Source organism: Sinorhizobium sp. NG07B (assembly GCF_002532005.1).
Classification (GTDB): Bacteria; Pseudomonadota; Alphaproteobacteria; order Rhizobiales; family Rhizobiaceae; genus Sinorhizobium; species Sinorhizobium fredii_C.
On the sequence record NZ_NWTD01000001.1, the window covers coordinates 1,225,490 to 1,244,579 of the forward strand.

A 19,090-nucleotide genomic window follows, 5' to 3' on the forward strand; every position below is an offset into this window, starting at 1 on the left:
CCCTATGAAAACGCTTGTCTCCGCCGTTGCCGCCACGCTTCTTGCCGGCCTTTTTTCTACCGCGGCCTATGCCGAAAACCTTATCCTCTACACCAGCCAGCCGAACGAGGATGCGCAGGCGACGGTGGATGCATTCAAGGCGGTAAATCCCGGCGTCGAGGTCGAGTGGGTGCGTGAGGGGACGACGAAGATCATGGCCAAGCTGATGGCCGAGATCGAGGCGGGCAATCCGGTGGCGGACGTGCTTTTGATCGCCGATACGGTGACGATGCAGCGGCTGAAGGAGGGGGGGCATCTGCTGCCGCATAAGTCGCCGGAGGCGGCGGGCTACAATGCGGCGCTCTATGATGCGGACGGCGCCTATTATTCGACCAAGATGATCACCACCGGTATCGTCTACAACAGCTCGGCCGGGATGAAGCCGGAAGGTTGGCAGGATCTGACCAAGCCTGAAGCGAAGGGCCTCGTCACCATGCCGAGCCCGCTCACCTCTGGCGCGGCGCTGATCCATGCCGAGACGCTCGCCGCCATTCCCGGCCTCGGCTGGCACTATTACAAGGCGCTGGCCGAAAACGGCGCGACGGCCGCCGGCGGCAATGGCAGCGTGTTGAAGGCGGTCGCGACGGGCGAGAAGGCCTATGGCATGCTCGTCGATTTCATGGCGATCCGCGAGAAGGCCAAGGGGGCGCCGGTGGAATTCGTCTTCCCGGCCGAGGGCGTTTCCGCCGTCACCGAGCCGGTCGGTATTTTGAAGACCGCGAAAAACGTCGAAGCCGCGAGGAAATTCGTCGACTTCCTGCTTTCCGAGGAAGGTCAGAAGGTGGCGGCGAAGATGGGCTATATCCCGGCCCGCGACGGCGTGGCGCTGCCGGAAGGCTATCCGGCCCGCGAGACGATCAAGGTGCTGCCGCTCGATGCCGCCGCGGCGGTCAAGAATTCCGAAGCGGACCTCAAAACCTTCTCCGGCATTTTCGGGACGAACTGATCGCCCGATGACGCGAGCGGACGAGACCGCCCGCGGCCGGAGCGCGCGCGCTCCGGCCGAAGCGCCGGACGCGGAAAGAGGCTCCGGGTCCAACACGCCGGATCCGTCGCGTCTTCTGTCGAAGGCGCGGCGCTTCGGCCGGTTGCGGTTTCTCTTTGGCGGCAAGGAGGCGGCGGAAAGCCGGCCTCCCCAGATGACGTCCGGCAAACTGCCGGCCGCTCTGACGCGGACCTTGCGCGGCGTCGAACTGCCCCCGGTGCCTCACGCCACGGAAGACGGCATCCTCCAGGCGAGGCCGCCGCGCGGCCGGGAAGGGCTCGGCTTCCGCCCGCGAAAGCGGCGGGCGCCGTCTGGCGAGCCGGCCTGGCTGCTGCCTTTCATACTTGGTGCGGTGCTCTTGCTTTCCGTGCTGCCGCTCGCCCGCCTGGCCGGGGCGGGGGTGAGCGGACTTGTCGACGGCGAGGCGGCGCGGCTGGTCTTCGAGGCGGCGACCTTTGCGGCACTCCGCAACACGCTTCTCACCGCCGCCGGCGGCATGGTCGTCTCGCTCCTCTTCGGTTCGCTCTTCGCCTTCGCGCTGGCGCTCACCGACATTCGCGGCAAGCTGGCGTTAAGCTTCGCCTTCATGCTGCCGATGATGATCCCGCCGCAGGTGACGGCGCTCGCCTGGGTGGAGATGTCGGGGCCGGCGAGCCCGCTCCTGAAGACGCTCGGGCTGGCGCCGCCGCTCGGCAGCCCGCAGCCGCTCTATTCGCTTTCCGGCATCGCGCTGATCCTCGGCGTGCAGCATGCGCCGCTCGTCTTCCTGGCGCTGAAGGCCGGGCTTGCGGCGAGCCCGCGCGACCGCATCGAGGCAGCGCGCCTTTCAGGTGCCGGGTCGTTCCGGGTGTTTCGCGACATCGTGCTGCCGCTCAGCGCTCCAGGGCTGATCGCCGGCGGTGCGATCGCCTTCGTCTCCGGCATCGGCAATTTCGGCATTCCGGCGATCCTCGGCATACCTGCCGGGATCGAGACCTTGCCGACGCTGATCTTCAGCCGCTTGGCGAGTTTCGGCGCCGCCACCTTCGGCGAGATCGCGCTGATCTCGACCTTAATCGCGGCGATCTCCGCCGCCGGGCTTCTCGTACAGCAGCGGGCGCTCGCCGGCCGCGACTATCGCCTGATCGGCCATTCCGGCGCCCACGCCGCCTTTTCGCTGGGGCGCCTCCGCATCGCTGTCGAGGCGCTGCTCCTCATTGTGCTGGCGCTGGTGCTGGTCGCGCCGCTGCTGGCGCTCGTCGCAAGTTCGCTGGTGCCGGCCTATGGCGTGCCGCTCAATTTCAACACCATGTCGCTCAGCGCCTATGCGGAAATCCTCTTCCGCCAGTCGATCACCCTGACGGCGCTCAAGAATTCGCTGTTCCTCGCCTCTGCCGCCGCCCTCGGGCTACTCCTCGTCACCGTCCCGGCCGCCTATCTCTTGACGCGGCGGAAGGGGGCGCTCGCCAATCTCGTCGCCATCCTGATCGAGATCCCTTACGCGCTGCCCGGCATCGTGCTTGCCGTCGCCTTCATCCTTACCTTCGCCGCCCCGCTGCCGGTCATCGGCGTCTCGCTCTACGGCACGATCTGGATCATTCTCGCCGCCTATTTCTCCTCCTTCCTCGCCGTCAGCCTGAAGCCGGTCATGAGCGCGTTTGCGCAGATGGACCCGGCGCTCGAGGAGGCGGCACGGCTTGCAGGCGCCGGCTTCTTCCGCCGCATGCACGACGTGCTGCTGCCGCTGATCGCCCCGGCCGCCGGCGCCTCGGTGATCCTCGTCTTCCTGATCGCGGCGAACGAGCTGACGGTTTCGGCGCTGCTCTGGTCGGCGGGCACGCAGACGCTCGGCGTCGCGATCTTCAATCTCGACGACAGCGGCTCCTCCGATCTCGCCTCGGCGCTCTCGGTGCTCGTCGTGTTGCTGGTAATCGCGCTGATGGCGGCGCTCGAGTTTTTCGCAAAATACCTGCCGGAGGGCGTGCTGCCGTGGCGCAACTGATCCTCAACCACTTGAGCAAGGATTTCGGCAGCGGCAAGTCTCCTGGGAATGACAGGCCGGCGGTCGCCGATGTTTCGCTGACGCTGCGGCGGCAGGCCTTCCTGGCGCTCCTCGGTCCATCGGGCTGCGGCAAGACGACGGTGCTGCGCATGATTGCCGGCTTCGAGCAGCCGAGCGACGGCTCGATCTCCTATGGCGAGCGGCGGCTTTCGGACGCCGGGGGCGCGCTGCCGCCGGAAAAGCGCAACATGGCGATGGTGTTCCAGTCCTATGCGCTCTGGCCGCATATGACGGTCGCGCAGAATGTCGGCTATCCCTTGAAAGTGCGCGGCATTTCCGGGGCTCAATGGCAGAAGCGGGTCGGCGAGGCACTGTCGCTGGTGAAACTCACCGAGCTTGCCGAGCGGCGGCCGGCCGCACTTTCCGGCGGCCAGCGCCAGCGGGTGGCGCTCGCCCGCTGCCTCGTCACCCAGCCGGACGTCGTGCTGCTCGACGAGCCGCTCGCCAATCTCGACCAACATCTGAGGAAGGCGATCGAGGAGACCTTCCGCACCTTTCACGAGCGCTCCGGCGCCACCATGGTCTATGTCACCCACGACCAGGCTGAGGCGATGGCGCTCGCGACCGACGTCGCGGTGATGTCGGAAGGCCGGCTTTTGCAGGTGGCGCCGCCGGCAGAGATCTATGCCCGGCCGGAAGGCCGGGTGGTCGGCGGGCTCATCGGCCGCGGCAGCATCCTGCGGCTGCCGATGGCGGAAAACGGCGAAAGGCAGCTCGGCTGGCCGGTGCTGCGGGCGGCGCTCGGGTCGCGGGATGGGATCGCGGACGGGCCGCTTGCCGACGTGCTGGTACGGCCGGAGCATGTCCACCGCGGCACCGACGGCGTGCTGATGCGGGTGCTTTCGTCCGTCTTCGAAGGCGAGCGCTTCGCCCTCGATTTGGCGCTTCCCGACGGCCAGCGGCTGAAGGCCTTCAGCAGCGCGGCGATTGCGGAGGGTACGCTCGCGGCCTTTGTCATCGGCAGTGGCTGGCGGCTTTGAGTTGGGGTCGGATACCGCCGCGGCTTTGCCGCGCATCGGCTGCCTCGAATACCCTCATCCCTGGGCTCGTCACAGGGATCTCAGCCAGGGCGCGTCGGCGCCGTGAATGACATCGCGATTGCCGCGAAACAAAGTGTCGCCGCTCTGCCTGTGGCTCCCAGTATGTAGTCATCGTTTCACAAGCACTAAGAGTTTCTCGCGCCGCAGACGCGGCGCTGCTGGATTCCTGTGACGAGCACAGGAATGAGGGCGGGTGGTGCGGCGGCCTTACGACGCGTTGGCGCGGCTGGGGCGGGATGCGTTCCGCTAACCGACGACGTTTCGGGACGCACGGCCTCCGTCCGCTACTCGTCATCCTCGGGCTTGACCCGAGGATCCATCAATAAGCGAGTTTTTCCTAAGCGTTTTGAACGGCTTTGCGCTTGGACCCTCGGGTCAAGCCCGAGGATGACGAAAGGGTGGGTGGGCCACCGAAACTTGACCGGCATGACGGAGGTCGCGGCCGGCGTTGATGAAATCAGCCCACGATGTTGGATGCGTTCCAAGAACCGGATCAATAAGATGACTGGTTGCAACATGCAATCAAGTGCGTCATACTACCTCCTTGACCATACCAGGGAGACGACGATGAAACTCTATCAGGGCATAGGGCCGAACTCCTATCGGGTGCGCATCTTCCTCAAGGAGAAGCGCATCGAGGTCCCAATGGTGGAGATCGACTTTGCCAAGGGCGAGCACAGGGCGCCGGAATTCCTGACACTCAATTCGCTTGGGCAGATCCCGGTGCTTGAGCTCGACGATGGCACGATCATCACCGAAAGCGTCGCGATCTGCCGCTATTTCGAGGAAGTCCACCCGGAGCCGCCGCTCTTCGGATCGGATGCCGTCAGCCGCGCCAAGGTGGAGATGTGGAATCGGCGGGCGGAATTGGTGATTTTCGCCACCATCGGCAATGTGGCCCTCCATTCCGATGCCTTGTTCAAGGATCGCCTCACCCAGTTTCCGGCCTTCGCGGAAACCGAGCGGCGGGCCGTGCCGAAGAAATGGGCCTGGCTCGACCGCGAGCTTGCGGATGGCCGGCCGTTCCTCGCCGGCGAGGCGTTCTCGGTCGCCGATATCACCGCCGGCGTCTGCGGCTGGCTTGCGGACGTCTTCTGCATGGAGATACCTCCAGAGCTCAAGAACGTGCAGCGCTGGAACGAGCGGGTGAGGAGCCGGCCGAGCTGGAATGCTTGAGGCCGGACTACGCTCCGCCGCGGGTGACATCGCAGACCTCGTGCCGCGCGCCGCGGGAACCAGCGCCGTGCCCGCACGTTCCCTGTCGGGACGGCAATCGGCGAGGCACACGGCAAGAGAGGCGGCGCGCATGTATTTCATGGCCCTTGCGACGGACTATGATGGCACATTGGCCGAGGATGGCATGGTTCGGGCGGAAACGCTGGAAGCGCTCAAGCGGCTGAAAGAGACGGGCCGCAAGCTGTTGCTCGTCACCGGGCGCGAGTTGCCGGACCTGAAGCGGGTCTTTCCCAACATGGATCTGTTCGACAAGGTGGTCGTCGAGAACGGCGCCTTGCTCTACACGCCCGAGACCGAAGAGGAAAAGCCGATCGCACCGGCGCCGCCGCCGGAATTCGTCGAACGGCTGCGGCAGAAGGGCGTCGACAATATCTCGGTGGGGCGCTCGATCGTCGCCACCTGGGAGCCGCATCAGACCGCCGCGCTCGAAGCCATCAATGAGCTCGGCCTCGAGCTCGAGATCATCTTCAATAAGGGCGCGGTGATGATCCTTCCGACCGGCGTCAACAAGGCGACGGGCCTGAAGGCGGCGCTGAAGGAGATGCAGCTTTCATTCCTGAATGTCGTGGCCGTCGGCGATGCGGAGAACGACCACGCGCTCTTGAGGATGTGCGGCTGCGGCGCGGCGGTTTCGAATGCTCTGCCGGCGCTGAAGGAGACTGCCGATCTTGCGCTCGAAGGCGCCCGCGGCGAAGGCGTCGAGGAGTTGATCGCCGAGATCGTCGAGCGCGACTATGCCTTCTGCACCAATCAGCGCCACCAGGTGCCGCTCGGCGAGGGCGACGACGGTCCGGTCGACATCGGGCCGCTCGACGTGCTGCTGATCGCCGGAAGTTCCGGCATCGGCAAGTCGACGCTGGCAACGGCGCTTTCCGAGGGTATGCGCGAGCGGCGCTTCCAGTTCTGCGTGTTCGATCCGGAAGGCGACTATGAGGACCTCGAGGGCGCCGTCAGCGTGGGCAACGGTTCGACCACGCCGACCGAGAGCCAGGTGCTCGAAATCCTCGCCAACCCAGACGACAATGTGGTCGTGAGCGCGCTCGGCTTCGAGCTCAAGGAGCGGCCTTCCTTCTTCGCCAAGCTGATGCCGGGCCTGTCGGCGCTTCGCGCCCGGACGGGCAGGCCGCATTGGCTGATCATCGACGAGGCTCATCACCTGATGCCGGCGGCCCGCGACAGTGCGTCGCTGGCGCTCTCGGACGACATCTCTGGAACGATCATGATCACCGTGCATCCGGACGCGGTCTCGCCAAGGGCGCTTTCGGCGGTGACGGCAGTGGTCGCCCTCGGCCCGAGCGCCCGCGAAGTGATCGAGACCTTCTGCACGGCCGTCGGCGAGGCGCCGCCCGCCGGCCTCGATCAACTCCATCAAGAGGACGAGGTGCTTTTCTGGCGACGCGCGACCGGCGCGCCGGTGCAGCGTATCCGGGCCGAAAAGCCGAAGCAGGTGCGCAAGCGGCACACCCGCAAATATGCCGAGGGACATCTCGGCGAGGACGCGAGCTTCTATTTCCGCGGTCCTGAGAACAAGATGAACCTGCGCGCCCACAATCTGATCATCTTCCTGCAGATTGCCGAAGGGATCGACGACGAGACCTGGGAACATCATCTGAGGGCCGGCGACTACTCGAAATGGTTCGGCGAGCGCATCGGCGATGCCGATTTGGCGCAGGAGGCGGCCGGTATCGAAGAGGACCGTTCCCTCTCACCTGCCGAGAGCCGGAAGAGGCTCGCGGAGGCCGTGCGCCGGCGCTACACCGCACCGGCGTCGGGGAAGGACTGAGGCGGCGACGGCGTTCTACCGTTTCGGCTTCTGCTTCGTCCCGGCACTTTTGCCGTCGGAGCTTTTGGAACGCTCTTCGAAGCGATCGGCGCCCTTGGCGAGATCGGATCCCTTTTGCGCTTCCACCTTCTTCTCTTCTTTCGCGGCGCTCTTGTGCAGGCCGCTTGCGGCTTTCTTGCCCTTTGCCGTCGGGGCTTGTTCGACACCCATTGCAGACACTCCTGCGCTGATCGGAACGTCATCCTCAACGTCCGGGAAAGTTTCCTGTTCCCTGGAAGATTCGTTCGGCAGGTTTGCCGCAGCCGAGGGAAGGGAGCTACAACTTCTGCTGTCACTCTGGATAATGGTTCGCCCGAGTTACACGTAACTGTGGACTCGCCTTGATTTCGCCCCTCTTGCCTTCTCCCTGGCCTTTTTGAATTCCTAGAATGAAGACGCGTGATTCGCGCCGCACCGCATTCGATCGCGTTTCCCGGGCACGGGCAGCTTTCGACGGCCGGGGAACTGCCCAAGGAGAAGAGCCATGACAGAGTACAAGAAGCCGATCATCACGGAGATGCGCCCGAAAATCACTGTCATCGGCGTCGGTGGCGGCGGCGGCAACGCGATCAACAACATGATCGCCGAAGACCTGCAGGGCGTCGACTTCATTGCCGCCAATACGGATGCGCAGGCGCTTGCGATGTCGAAGGCGGCGCGGCGGATCCAGCTCGGCGCGGCCATTACCGAGGGCCTTGGCGCCGGCTCGCTGCCGGATATCGGCAATGCGGCGGCGCAGGAATCGATCGACGAGATCATGGACCATCTCGGCGGCACGCATATGTGCTTCGTCACCGCCGGCATGGGCGGCGGCACCGGCACCGGCGCAGCGCCGGTGATCGCCGAGGCGGCGCGGCGCGCCGGCATCCTGACGGTCGCGGTCGTCACCAAGCCCTTCAGCTTCGAAGGCAAGCGGCGCATGCAGACGGCGGAATTCGGAATCGAGCGGCTGCGCGAGAGCGCCGACACGGTGATCGTCATCCCCAACCAGAACCTCTTCCGCATCGCCGATGCCAAGACTACCTTTGCCGACGCCTTCATGATCGCCGACCGGGTGCTCTATTCCGGCGTCAGCTGCATTACCGACCTCATCGTCAAGGAAGGCCTGATGAATCTCGACTTTGCCGACGTGAAGACGGTGATGAAGGGCATGGGCCGGGCGATGATGGGCACCGGCGAGGCGGCCGGCGAGGGCAGGGCGATGATGGCGGCGGAGGCGGCGATCGCCAATCCGCTGCTCGACGAGGTCTCGATGCGCGGCGCCAAGGGCGTGCTGGTGTCGATCTCCGGCGGCATGGACATGACGCTTTTCGAGGTGGACGAGGCGGCGACCCGCATCCGCGAGGAGGTCTATGACGAGGCCGACATCGTCGTAGGCGCGATCTTCGACCGCAGCCTCGACGGCACCTTCCGCGTCTCGGTCGTCGCCACCGGCCTCGACAGTGCCGCCCGCAGCGCCGATGCAGCGGCGCCAGAGGCGATGAACGGCCAGGCGGCGGCCGCACCGATTCGCACGCTGCAGTAGTTGGTTAGGGGATCGCCCCTCACCTGGGGTTTAACCCGAAGGACTAGCCCTCCCCGCATGCGGGGAGAGGGGACGTGAACGGTGCCGCGAGTCTCCTTCGCCCCGCTTGCGGGGAGAAGGTGCCGGCAGGCCGGATGAGGGGCGTGGCTGCGCGAAGCTAAGCCGGTAAGCCCGCCCGCCGCAGTTCTTCGACAAAACGCTCGATGAAATCCTCCGACATCGCCGGCACGCTGCCGAAATAGAATTCGGCCCGCGCCTTGTCGACGGTCATGTCCGGTCGGCGGCAGAGGAGGGCGGCGACCGCTTCGCTCGCTTCCCGGCTCCGTCCTTCGGCGCCGAGGGCAGCCGCGAGCACCATGGCCGGCCAGAAGGTGACGTTTTCCTGGCGCAGCGAGGCGCGGGCAGCGGCCGCCGATTCCGCCAGCCGGCCCGCCTGGTAGTGGGCGATCGCCAGCATGTTATAGAAAGTCCAGAGATGCGGGTCGCGCGGGCTCAATCGGAAGGCCTCGCTGATCGCGGCGATGCCTTCCTCCGGGAGATCGACATAGCAAAGCGCCTGGCCGAGCGCGAAGTGGCCCTGGGCGAAGCTCGCGTCGAGCCGGAGGGCATTGCGCAGATGGTCGATGCCGCGCTCCGGCTGGCCTCCGAGGGCCAGCGCACGGCCGAGCGCCAGGTGCGCGGCCGGCTCGCGGCTGTCGAGGGCGATCGCCCGCTCGGCGAGCCGGGTGGCATCGGCGATCCGCTCGGCCCGTTCGTCGAGCGGACCGTACCAGCCGAGCTGGATATGGACATAGGCAAGCCGCGCATGGGCCTGGGCGAAACTGGGCTCGAGTTCTACGGCCCTCTCGAAGAGCTGCTTGGCGATCTTCAGGTCGTCGAGGTTAAACTTGTAAAGGTGCCAGAGGCCCTTCAGATAGATGTTCCAGGCATCCATGTCAGCGGCGGTATGACCGCGCAGTGCCGCGAATTCGATCATCCCGAGTTCCGGCTCGATGGTGCCGGTGATCTGGCCGGCGATCTCGTCCTGGAGCACGAAGATGTCGTCGAGCGTGCGGTCGTAGCGCTCCGCCCAGAGCAGCATGCCGCTTTCCCCGCTCAGCAATTGGGCGGTTATGCGGATGCGGTCGCCGGAACGGCGAACGCTGCCCTCGATGACGTATTTGACGCCGAGATCCTCGGCCACCTTCCTGACGTCGACGGACTTGCCCTTGTAGCTGAACGATGAGTTGCGGGCGACGACCCTCAGCCAGCGGCAGCGGGCGAGCGTGGCGATCAGCTCTTCGGTGAAGCCATCGGAAAAATGCTCCTGCTCGCCGACGCTGGAGAGATTGACGAAGGGCAGGACGGCGATCGACGGGCGCTGGCGCCCTGGTACCGGCTGTTCGCCCGGCGGCGGTGCGGCGGGGGACTGTTCGGGCGCTCCGCCCGGTTGCCACCGCCAGATGCGAATGGGACCATGTGCGTCGCTGAGCTTTCGCTTGCCGCAATCGACGGCCGGGAAGTCAAGCTTAGATGCGACCTGATCATGAACCTGCCGCGAAACGCAGATGCCCCCGGGCGGAGCAATTTCCTGGAGACGCGTTGCGACGGTGACGCCATCGCCGTGAATGTCGTCGTCCTCGACAATGACATCGCCAAGATGAATGCCGATACGCAGCTCCAGACGCCGGCCGTCGATCTCCTCCTTGTGCTGCAGCATCATCTCCTGGATCGCCATTGCGCAGCCGACGGCATCGACGACGCTCGCGAACTCCGCCAGCAATCCGTCGCCCGTCTGCTTCACGATCCGGCCTCTATGCGCGGCAATCGTCGGAAGGATCAGCGAACTGCGGCAGGTCTTCAGCGCCTTGAAGGTTCCGGCCTCGTCGAGCCCCATCAAACGGCTATAGCCGACGACGTCGGCGTCCAGGATCGCCGCCAGCCGCCTCATGCGGCAACCTCCCGGATGTGCTGCGGTGATGGGCCTTGACCAATCCAACTCATGGGTACGATCGATCCCGATTGGGCGTCGGGAATGGCGAACACTGCAGTCCTTATCCCGCTGGCAAAGCCTAGCAATCGCAGGTGCGGCTGTGAAGTGATATCGCAACGCTCTGAGCAGGTGTCACTTCCCGCGGCGGCTCACCCGCCAGATGACGTTGCCGACGTCGTCGGCAACGAGCAGGGCGCCCTTCCTGTCGATAACGACGCCGACGGGCCGACCCATGGCCTTGTTGTCGCGGCCGATGAAGCCGGTGAGGACGTCCCTCGGCGGACCGTTCGGCTTGCCGTTGCGGAACGGGACGAAGACGACCTTGTAACCGCTGTAGACGCTTCGATTCCAGGAACCGTGCTGGCCGACGAAAGCGCCGTTGCGGTAGCTCGGACCCAGCGAGGCGCCTTTGGAGAATGTCAGTCCGAGCGACGCCGTATGTGAACCAAGCGCGTAATCGGGCTTGATCGCCCTGGCGACAAGGTCCGGGCGCTGCGGCTTGACCCGCTGATCGACGTTCTGGCCGAAATAGCTGTAGGGCCAGCCGTAAAAGCCGCCGGCGCGGACTGAGGTCATGTAGTCCGGGACGAGATCGTCGCCAATCTCGTCCCGCTCGTTGACGGCGACCCAGAGATCGCCGCTTTCGGGATTCCAGGAGAGCCCGTTCGGGTTGCGCAGCCCCGAGGCGAATACGCGGGTGCTGCGGCTCGTCCGGTCGACCTCGAGGACGGCGGCACGGTTCTTCTCCACTGCCATGCCGTTCTCCCCGACATTGCTGTTGGAGCCGACCGTGACGTAGAGCTTGCGACCGTCGGGGCTCGCAATCACATCCTTCGTCCAATGGTGGTTCAGATCGCCCGCGGGCAGGTCGACGACTTTCTCCGGCCTCGCGGTTATCCTCGTCCGGCCGCTCCTATAGGGGAAGGCGACCAGCGCGTCGGTGTTGGCGACGTAAAGCCTGCCGTTCGAGAGCGTCATGCCGAAGGGCGAATTGAGCCCCTCGAGGAAGGGCCGGCGCAGATCGGCGACACCGTCGCCGTCCGTGTCGCGCAGCAGCGTGATGCGATTGGCGCTTTTCGTCGCGGCACCGGCGCGCTTCATCGCGGCTCCCATGACCAGCTTGCGCAGGCTGAAGCCGCTGTTCTTCTTTTCCGGGGCGTTGCTTTCGGCGACCAGCACATCGCCGTTCGGCAGCACATGCAGCCAGCGCGGGTGGTCGAGGCCGGTCGCAAAGGCGTTCACCCTCAGCCCCTTCGCCGGCGTCGGCATCGTACCGCTCTGCCAGCCTTTCGCCTCGGCAATCCTGATCGTCGGGATCAGCGTCGGTCTCGGCTTCGGCAGAGTCGGGTTCGGGCCGTAGCCGATGCTGCCGGCGATTGCGCCGGTTCGCTGCGCGGAGACGCTGGTGCAGCCCGCGATGAGGCTGCCCAAGAGGATGATGATGAGTAAGTCGAGCGGGAGGCGGGTCTTCATCGCGATGTCCTCGGAACGCATGTGCCGCTTCGTCGTTAGACGCGCGGCCGCTTCGCAATATTCCTTGTCGGGGCATCAAACAGCATCGTTCCCGACTTGTTCCTGCAATCTTTGCGTGGGGCCGCATTCGGGAGTATTCTCGGAAACAGCTCGAAAATGACGGGGGCGCAACGCCTCGCAGTGGGCGTGCAGCCTCTTAGAACTTTGATTAGCCTGCGGAAAACTGTTCCCAACAAGCGCAGGCTCTGGGAGGAAGACATGAAGCAAGGAACCCGGACTCGGGGGAAAACGTCGCGCCGCCAATTCCTGAGCGGCGCTGCCATGGCCGGCGCAGCGGCAGTCGCGGCGCCCAGCGTCGCCAAGGCGCAAGGGCCGGTGAACATGCGCTGGCAAAGCACCTGGCCCTCAAAGGATATCTTTCACGAGTTCGCAATCGATTTCGCCAAGAAGGTCAACGACATGACCGGCGGCGACCTGAAGATCGAGGTGCTGCCGGCAGGCGCCGTCGTGCCGGCCTTCGGCCTGCTCGACGCGGTATCGCAAGGGACGCTTGACGGCGGCCATGGCGTCGTCGCCTACCACTACGGCAAGCAATCGGCGCTGGCGCTCTGGGGCTCCGGGCCGGGCTTTGCCATGGACGCTAACATGCTGCTCGCCTGGCACAAATATGGCGGCGGCAAGGACCTGCTCGCCAAGCTCTATGAATCGATCGGCGCCAACGTCGTTTCGTTCCTCTACGGACCGATGCCGACGCAGCCGCTCGGCTGGTTCAAGAAGCCGGTCGCCAAGGCCGAAGATATCCAGGGCCTCAAATTCCGTACCGTCGGCATTTCGATCGACGTCTTCACCGGGCTCGGCGCGGCGGTCAACGCCTTGCCGGGCGGCGAGATCGTCGCCGCGCTCGATCGCGGCCTGCTCGACGCGGCGGAGTTCAACAATGCCTCGTCCGACCGGGTGCTCGGTTTCCCGGACGTATCGAAGATCTGCATGCTGCAGAGCTATCACCAGAATGCCGAGCAGTTCGAAGTCCTGTTCAACAAGGCCCGTTACGATCAGTTGCCGGAACAGGTAAAGGCGATCATCACCAATGCGGCGGAAGCCGCTTCGCAGGACATGCACTGGAAAGCGATCGACCGCTATTCGCGCGACTATGTGGCGATGCAGACCACCGATCAGGTCAAGTTCTACAAGACACCGGAAGCGATCCTGAAGAGACAGCTCGAAGTTTATGACGAGGTGGTGAAGAAGAAGTCGGCGGAAAACCCGCTGTTCAAGGAGGTCATCCAGTCCCAGATCGCCTTTGCCGAGCGCGCGACGCGATGGGAACAGGACACCGTCGTCGGACGGCGGCTGGCATTCGACCATTATTTCGGAAAGGACGGGGTGGCGAAGTCGCTCTGATCTTTTCACCCTTCACGCGTCCCCGGGGCAGATGCCGGCGACGCGTGATCGGAGCAGGGGGCATTGGGGGAGCGCGTGGACGTCCAGCGTTTTCTGATCAGGATCGACGAGATCAGCGTGTGGGTCGGCAAGGCTGCCGCGTGGCTGATCATCGGGCTGATGGCGCTTGTCTGCGTCGAGGTGTTCAAGCGCTACATCCTGAACGCGCCGACCGCCTGGATCTTCGATGCGAGCAACATGCTCTACGGCAGCCTGTTCATGCTGGCGGGTGCCTATGCGCTGGCGCAGAACGCCCATGTGCGCGGTGACTTCATCTACAGTTCGCTGAAACCCCGCACGCAGGCCGCGCTGGATCTCGCGCTCTACATCCTGTTCTTTCTGCCGGGCGTCGCCGCCCTCGTCTATGCCGGATACGATTACGCCGCCCTTTCCTGGCGGATCCGCGAACACTCGACCGTGACGGCGGAAGGGCCGCCGATCTACTATTTCAAAACGGTCATTCCGGTGGCCGGCGCCCTCGTGATGCTGCAGGGGTTCGCCGAGATCGTGCGCTGCATCGCCTGTCTGAGGACCGGCGAATGGCCGCGCAGGATGGAGGACGTCGAGGAGATGGACGTGGTCGCCGAGCAGCTTGCCCATAGCGAGCATGTCGACCTGGAGGCGCGCGAGGCGGCGATCGAGCGGGCGCAGGACATCGACAGAGCGGCGCGGCAGCGCGGCCTCAAGGGAGAGGAGGAGCCGTGAGCGATCCGTTTCTCGGATTGACCATGCTGATGCTGATCGTCGTCGTGATCCTGATGGGATTTCCAACGGCGTTCACGCTGATGGGGCTCGGAATGGTCTTCGGCTTCTATGCCTTCTACAATCCCGCCGAGCACTGGATCGACAATCGCGTGTTCGATCTCATGGTCCAGCGCACCTATGGCGCGATGACCAACGACGTGCTGATCTGCATCCCGCTCTTCGTGCTGATGGGATACGTGATGGAGCGCGGCGCCCTCGTCGACAAGATGTTCTACAGCGTCCAGCTTTCCTTCCGGCGCGTGCCGGCCTCGCTCGCTGTGACGACGCTGATCATCTGCACATTCTGGGGCATCGCCAGCGGCCTGGTGGGTGCGGTGGTCGTGCTGATGGGCGTGATCGCCATGAACCCGATGCTGCGCGCCGGATACGACGTGAAACTCGCTTCCGGCGTCATCACCGCGGGCGGCACGCTCGGCATCCTAATCCCGCCGTCGGTGATGATCATCGTCTATGCGGCGGTTGCCGGGCAGTCGGTGGTCAAGCTCTATGCCGCGACGATGTTCCCCGGCTTCTTCCTGGCTCTTCTCTATCTTGCCTATGTTCTTGGCTGGGCGGCGCTCAATCCGAAGATCGCGCCGGCCCTGCCGGAAGAAGAAACACGTGTCCCCGTGCCGGTCTGGATGAGGCGTTTCGAGGCGCTCTATTCGCGCAACATGCTGGCCGGGCTTTTCACCGCCCTCGTCTCGCCGCGGCGGGCATTGGCGATCGAGACGGAGGAAGGGCGATTTACCTATTGGAAGCTCTTCAAGAATGCCTTTGCAGCGCTCGTCCCCTTTCTGTTGACTGCGGCCACGCTGGCGCTTGTGTGGTGGTACGTGGTTATTCATCCGCAGGCGGTCGAAACCGAAGCGCCGGAGGGGCTGGAGGAACTCGGAGCACCTGCGGCCGATGCCGGGCCGGCCGCCGCCGACGGACCGGCCACGAGCTTCTACCTGTGGTTCGGCTTGGCGGCAGCGGTGGCGCTGATCCTCATCGTCCGCTATTACCGCAACATGACCGCGGAGCGGCTGCAGGTGGTGAAACTCCTGGTCTCCTCGGTCATGCCGCTCGCCATCCTCACCATCGTCGTGCTCGCCGTCATCCTCTTCGGCATCACGACAGCGACGGAGTCCGCTGCGGTCGGGGCGGCCGGGGCGTTTCTGCTCGCCTTGCAGGCAGGAACGCTCAATTGGAAGCGAACCAAGGAGGCGGTGTTCCTGACGGCGAAAACGACGGCGATGGTCTGCTGGCTCTTCGTCGGTTCGGCGCTGTTCTCCGCAGTCTTCGCGATCCTCGGCGGCCAGGCGCTGGTCGAGCAATGGGTGCTTGCGCTCGATCTCACGCCGCTGCAATTCATGATCCTGTCGCAGGCGATCATCTTCATTCTGGGGTGGCCGCTGGAATGGACGGAGATCATCATCATCTTCGTGCCAATCTTCCTGCCGATGCTCCGGCACTTCGACATTGATCCGATCGTCTGGGGCGTTCTCGTCTTCGTCAATCTCCAGGCGGCCTTCCTGTCGCCGCCGGTCGCCATGTCCGCCTACTATCTCAAAGGCGTGTCCCCGCCGCATGTTACGCTCAGGCAGATCTTCGCGGGCATGATGCCCTACATGCTGATCGTCATCCTCTGCATGATCATCATGTATGCCTGGCCCGGCATGACGCTGTGGTTGCCGAACTACCTCTACGGTTGAGGGAAGTCGCAAGCGCTGTTTACCGATGCCTTGAAGAAGGGAAGGGCCCGCCGTCAGCAAGCGAGCCCTTCAAGAATGCGGTGAAATGTCCCACCTATGGCGCAGTTGTTTTGGCGGCAATGTCGCGCCCGCCCGTGAGTGCGTGGGCTACCGATCAGCACGTTTCCCCGAGAGCCGCCGCGAGCTCAACCGGTTCCCTTCTCCAATCAGAGCTCGCTTTCGCAGCGAGCTCTGATCTAAATTGCTACTGAAATCAATTCCCTGATTTGCAGGCTCATATTCGCCAGATCAGGAGATTCGGTCCAGTAACTTTTCAGGGCGAATTGTAACGATGCACGATCGAATCTTGCGCAACCTGGTGCATATATTGGCGGTGGCCATGCTATCGAAACGCGCGAAATCTGATGGTTGCGGCGCGTTGTTGCAATCACCGAAGAGCCCACCAGTTCAGCTGGCCACCACGCCCCTGTCAGAACCGATGTTCCAGCCCGACAGCCAGATAGTAGCTCTGCGTGCTCTCTGTCCCGAGCTTGCCTGACCGGTAGATCGGCATGTCCGCGAGGAAACTCGTGCCGGCTTCGAACTTCAAGGAGAAGCTTTCGCGTGACGAAAGGATCATTGCGGCGCTGGCGTTGGCGAGGAAAGTACCGCCGTGCCGTCCTTGCTCGCTTGAAGAAAAGGTGATGTCGGCGTCCGGGAAGATTGCCGTGGCGCGATTGTCGAGGCGAGCCCGGTAATGCGCGGCGCCGCCGCTGACATTGATCCGAAGCAGGAGGTTTTCGGTCACGGGCGTTTCTGCGCTGAAACCGGCGAGGACGCCGTAATAGTCGGCGGAGACGTTGACCCTCTCCTGATAGCCGATTGCCGGAATTGAGGCGCCCGACATGATGCTCTCGGCGATGTCGACTTCCGTTCGAAAGGTGGTGTCCTGCCTTGTCGACTGGTAGGTCGGGCCGAGCCTCGGCGTGACCGTCCAGCCGTTTCCAAGTTCAAGGGCAGCTCCGAGCCAGAGCGTCTGATCGAAATGGCGCGCCCGTTGCTCGACCGCCGATTTCACGACAGTTCCGTCGAGGTCGCCGAGCGCTTGGAAGAACAGACCTCGATCATCCGCAAAGGCTGCGTAAGCGGCGGCCGACGATGTATCGCCGCTGGTGACCAGAGCCAGGAAGGCGGCGCCCGTTTGTGTGCCGCTGATGGCATATTGCGTGATGGCATTGTCGCCGGCCTGCGAATGGGCGAAGGCCATGATCCGGGCGGGGTCGCCCGAACTATCCTTGAAATGGATCGTGCCGGCCGCGGTCGCGCCCCCGATATCGCCAACCGTCGCCAGAGAGATGATCCCACCGGCTGGTTCGCCCGCGGCGAGGTCGAAGCCGCTGCCCGTCGGCTGCACGACCCTGCTGGAGGAGCCGCCTGCACGCGAGAGCGCTCCATCCCATTCGAGGAAAAAGGGGCCCATCCCCGCATCCTGCAGCGGCAGCCGGAATGAGAGGTTCGTTCTGAGGCCGATGGTATCGGGGGGCTCGAGTTGCCCGGACGTGCCCGGAAAGATGACATTTGAGAATAGGTCCGGCGTGTCGACGTCTTCCCACCTGGCGCCAAAATCCCAGGAGAAAGTCGGGGCGTGTCCCGAGGTTAGCATCGCTGTTGTCGACTCGTCTGCCCGCACGTTGGTTGACTGCTGCCAACAGACGACGATGACCAAGACACCGGCGAAGCGGCCCGGCAATCGAGCAAGGAATGGGGTGACATTGCCGTGCGACTCCTCGTTCGAGGGATGCCGCTCCAGATCGTCGGCGTTCAGAACGTTTCCCCTTAGCAACTGATACTCGGTACTGCTCAGTCGTGCCGCTTGGATTTTTTCCGCGGTTGGCGGATCATCTCGAGGCGAACAAGGCGTTCGTCGACAGTATTTCAGCAATTGGTAAAGAAAGAGTGGCGTTGCTTGACTTCGTCCAACCTGAGAAGGCGCGGCCGAAGACGGCCGGGCCAAGCCTAATCCAGATTGCAAATCTCAAAGGTCGATTAACGTGGGGTTGATAAGTTGCTATGATGCCTAGGGTATTGTTTCACTATATATCTGCATGATTGAGCATATTCTTCTGTTATGAAACTCGTAATGCCTGCTGGAAGTGTATCCTCCTTCTAGTCTTATGTTCATGAGTACTAAGAAGCCCAATTCTGCGACCGTTTCCTCACGCCATGATGGCGTCCATGTGGGAGACAGGTCATGCTCAAGGCACTCGCAATATCCGCACTTCTCGCATTCTCCACCGTTTCCTCGGCTTATGCCGGGAACAACGTATCGGTCACGAGCCAATCGGGCTTCGGCAATATGTCCGCTACCGGCCAGTCGGGCTGGGGCAACTTCTCCGGCACCGGACAAGTCGGCAAGGGTAACCAGTCCGTGTCGGTCCAGAAGGGCACCGGCAACATTTCCGGAACGGCGCAGTTTGGAAAGCACCACAAGTCGATCACCTTGCAGAAGGGCAAGTACAACGCCTCCGGCACGTTCCAGTTCGGCTGGGGCAACAAGTCGCTGACCCATCAAGACGGCGAGGGGAACCTCTCCATAACGGTGCAGGACTGATCGATTTTCGATCGACCGGCCGCCTACTGCATGTCTCCTTAAATCGACCTCGCTTTAAGGACAACGACAGGCAGCATTTCAAAGGGCTACAGCGACCTTTGCGCGCCTAACGGGACGCGCGGCGCTGTAGCGCGGCCGGTCCTCCATCGTGAAATCAACGCGCGGGAGACGAGGCCATGATCAGCCTGGATACAGTTGCTTATGCCCCGATCGAATGTGTCATAGAACATTCCAGAACCAATACTCTGACCTCCTTGGTTGCGACGCTGCACAGCGACTGGATGGAGACCGGGACCTACCACTTCAAGGTAACGACGGGATCGTCCACGAATGTGCAAGCGGGCGCGTTCGCGAGCGAACAGGCGGGACGGCAGGAGCTATCGACGATCCTGGTCAGTACCGCGCCCGACGTATGGACGGCCCGCCTGTCCGTCTATGCCGCCGACGGGACGCTGCTGTGCGAAAGTTCGGTTCCGTGATGCCAGG

15 protein-coding genes are annotated in these 19,090 nt (G+C 63.9%); 11 read left to right on the top strand and 4 right to left on the bottom strand.

The genetic code is table 11. The features are described 5' to 3' along the window. The first annotated feature begins 4 nt into the window (after positions 1-4). The 5 genes from CO664_RS05900 (at position 5) to CO664_RS05925 (ending at position 7,124) form a co-directional block, all read left to right on the top strand. Positions 5-985, top strand: a complete 981-nt coding sequence (locus tag CO664_RS05900) for an ABC transporter substrate-binding protein (RefSeq protein ID WP_097538146.1) — start codon at positions 5-7, stop codon at positions 983-985. Between the two features lie 7 nt (positions 986-992). Beyond that, positions 993-3,005 (top strand): iron ABC transporter permease, encoded by a 2,013-nt coding sequence (locus CO664_RS05905; protein ID WP_097538147.1) that lies wholly within the window; start codon positions 993-995, stop codon positions 3,003-3,005. Further along, positions 2,993-4,045, top strand: coding sequence for an ABC transporter ATP-binding protein (locus tag CO664_RS05910; RefSeq protein ID WP_097538148.1), 1,053 nt, complete (start codon positions 2,993-2,995; stop codon positions 4,043-4,045). The genes CO664_RS05905 and CO664_RS05910 overlap by 13 nt, the downstream gene beginning before the upstream one ends. 627 nt (positions 4,046-4,672) lie before the next feature. After that, positions 4,673-5,281, top strand: a complete 609-nt coding sequence (locus tag CO664_RS05920; protein ID WP_097538150.1) for a glutathione S-transferase family protein — start codon at positions 4,673-4,675, stop codon at positions 5,279-5,281. Between the two features lie 130 nt (positions 5,282-5,411). Beyond that, positions 5,412-7,124: an HAD-IIB family hydrolase gene (locus CO664_RS05925; RefSeq protein WP_097538151.1), complete on the top strand. Its 1,713-nt coding sequence runs from the start codon at positions 5,412-5,414 to the stop codon at positions 7,122-7,124. 15 nt (positions 7,125-7,139) lie between these two features. On the opposite strand, the gene CO664_RS05930 is transcribed toward CO664_RS05925, so the two are convergent. After that, the gene (locus tag CO664_RS05930) at positions 7,140-7,334 is read right to left on the bottom strand and encodes a hypothetical protein (RefSeq protein WP_037386619.1); all 195 of its coding nucleotides are present in this window, start codon (positions 7,332-7,334) and stop codon (positions 7,140-7,142) included. 313 nt (positions 7,335-7,647) lie between these two features. Between CO664_RS05930 and ftsZ the strand changes: the two genes are divergently transcribed. Next, positions 7,648-8,688, top strand: coding sequence for a cell division protein FtsZ (gene ftsZ, locus CO664_RS05940; RefSeq protein WP_037423384.1), 1,041 nt, complete (start codon positions 7,648-7,650; stop codon positions 8,686-8,688). A 157-nt stretch (positions 8,689-8,845) separates the two neighbouring features. On the opposite strand, the gene CO664_RS05945 is transcribed toward ftsZ, so the two are convergent. Then, positions 8,846-10,618: a tetratricopeptide repeat protein gene (locus CO664_RS05945; protein ID WP_097538152.1), complete on the bottom strand. Its 1,773-nt coding sequence runs from the start codon at positions 10,616-10,618 to the stop codon at positions 8,846-8,848. Positions 10,619-10,792: 174 nt separating this feature from the next. Next, positions 10,793-12,133 carry a sorbosone dehydrogenase family protein gene (locus CO664_RS05950; RefSeq protein ID WP_097525081.1) on the bottom strand — a complete coding sequence of 447 codons (1,341 nt, stop codon included), beginning with the start codon at positions 12,131-12,133 and terminating at the stop codon, positions 10,793-10,795. A gap of 258 nt (positions 12,134-12,391) precedes the next feature. Here CO664_RS05950 and CO664_RS05955 point away from each other — a divergent pair, with 258 nt between their 5' ends. The 3 genes from CO664_RS05955 to CO664_RS05965 all read left to right on the top strand — a co-directional run bounded on the left by CO664_RS05955 (position 12,392) and on the right by CO664_RS05965 (position 16,014). Next, complete coding sequence (locus CO664_RS05955; protein ID WP_097538153.1) at positions 12,392-13,534, top strand: TRAP transporter substrate-binding protein; 1,143 nt, start codon at positions 12,392-12,394, stop codon at positions 13,532-13,534. Between the two features lie 75 nt (positions 13,535-13,609). After that, on the top strand, positions 13,610-14,278 hold the full coding sequence (locus tag CO664_RS05960) for a TRAP transporter small permease subunit (RefSeq protein ID WP_050988330.1): 669 nt from the start codon (positions 13,610-13,612) through the stop codon (positions 14,276-14,278). Next, on the top strand, positions 14,275-16,014 hold the full coding sequence (locus CO664_RS05965) for a TRAP transporter large permease subunit (protein WP_097538154.1): 1,740 nt from the start codon (positions 14,275-14,277) through the stop codon (positions 16,012-16,014). Before CO664_RS05960 ends, CO664_RS05965 begins: the two co-directional genes overlap by 4 nt. 469 nt (positions 16,015-16,483) lie before the next feature. On the opposite strand, the gene CO664_RS05970 is transcribed toward CO664_RS05965, so the two are convergent. Next, a complete protein-coding gene (locus CO664_RS05970) occupies positions 16,484-17,836 on the bottom strand; it encodes a hypothetical protein (RefSeq protein WP_234820099.1) in 1,353 nt (450 codons plus the stop codon). 408 nt (positions 17,837-18,244) lie between these two features. On the opposite strand from CO664_RS05970, the gene CO664_RS05975 reads away from it, so the two are divergent. Together CO664_RS05975 and csgH are read left to right on the top strand one after the other, a co-directional pair. After that, positions 18,245-18,604 (top strand): hypothetical protein, encoded by a 360-nt coding sequence (locus tag CO664_RS05975; protein WP_037423405.1) that lies wholly within the window; start codon positions 18,245-18,247, stop codon positions 18,602-18,604. A gap of 176 nt (positions 18,605-18,780) precedes the next feature. Beyond that, positions 18,781-19,083 carry a curli-like amyloid fiber formation chaperone CsgH gene (csgH, locus tag CO664_RS05985; protein WP_097538155.1) on the top strand — a complete coding sequence of 101 codons (303 nt, stop codon included), beginning with the start codon at positions 18,781-18,783 and terminating at the stop codon, positions 19,081-19,083. The last annotated feature ends 7 nt before the right edge of the window (positions 19,084-19,090 follow it).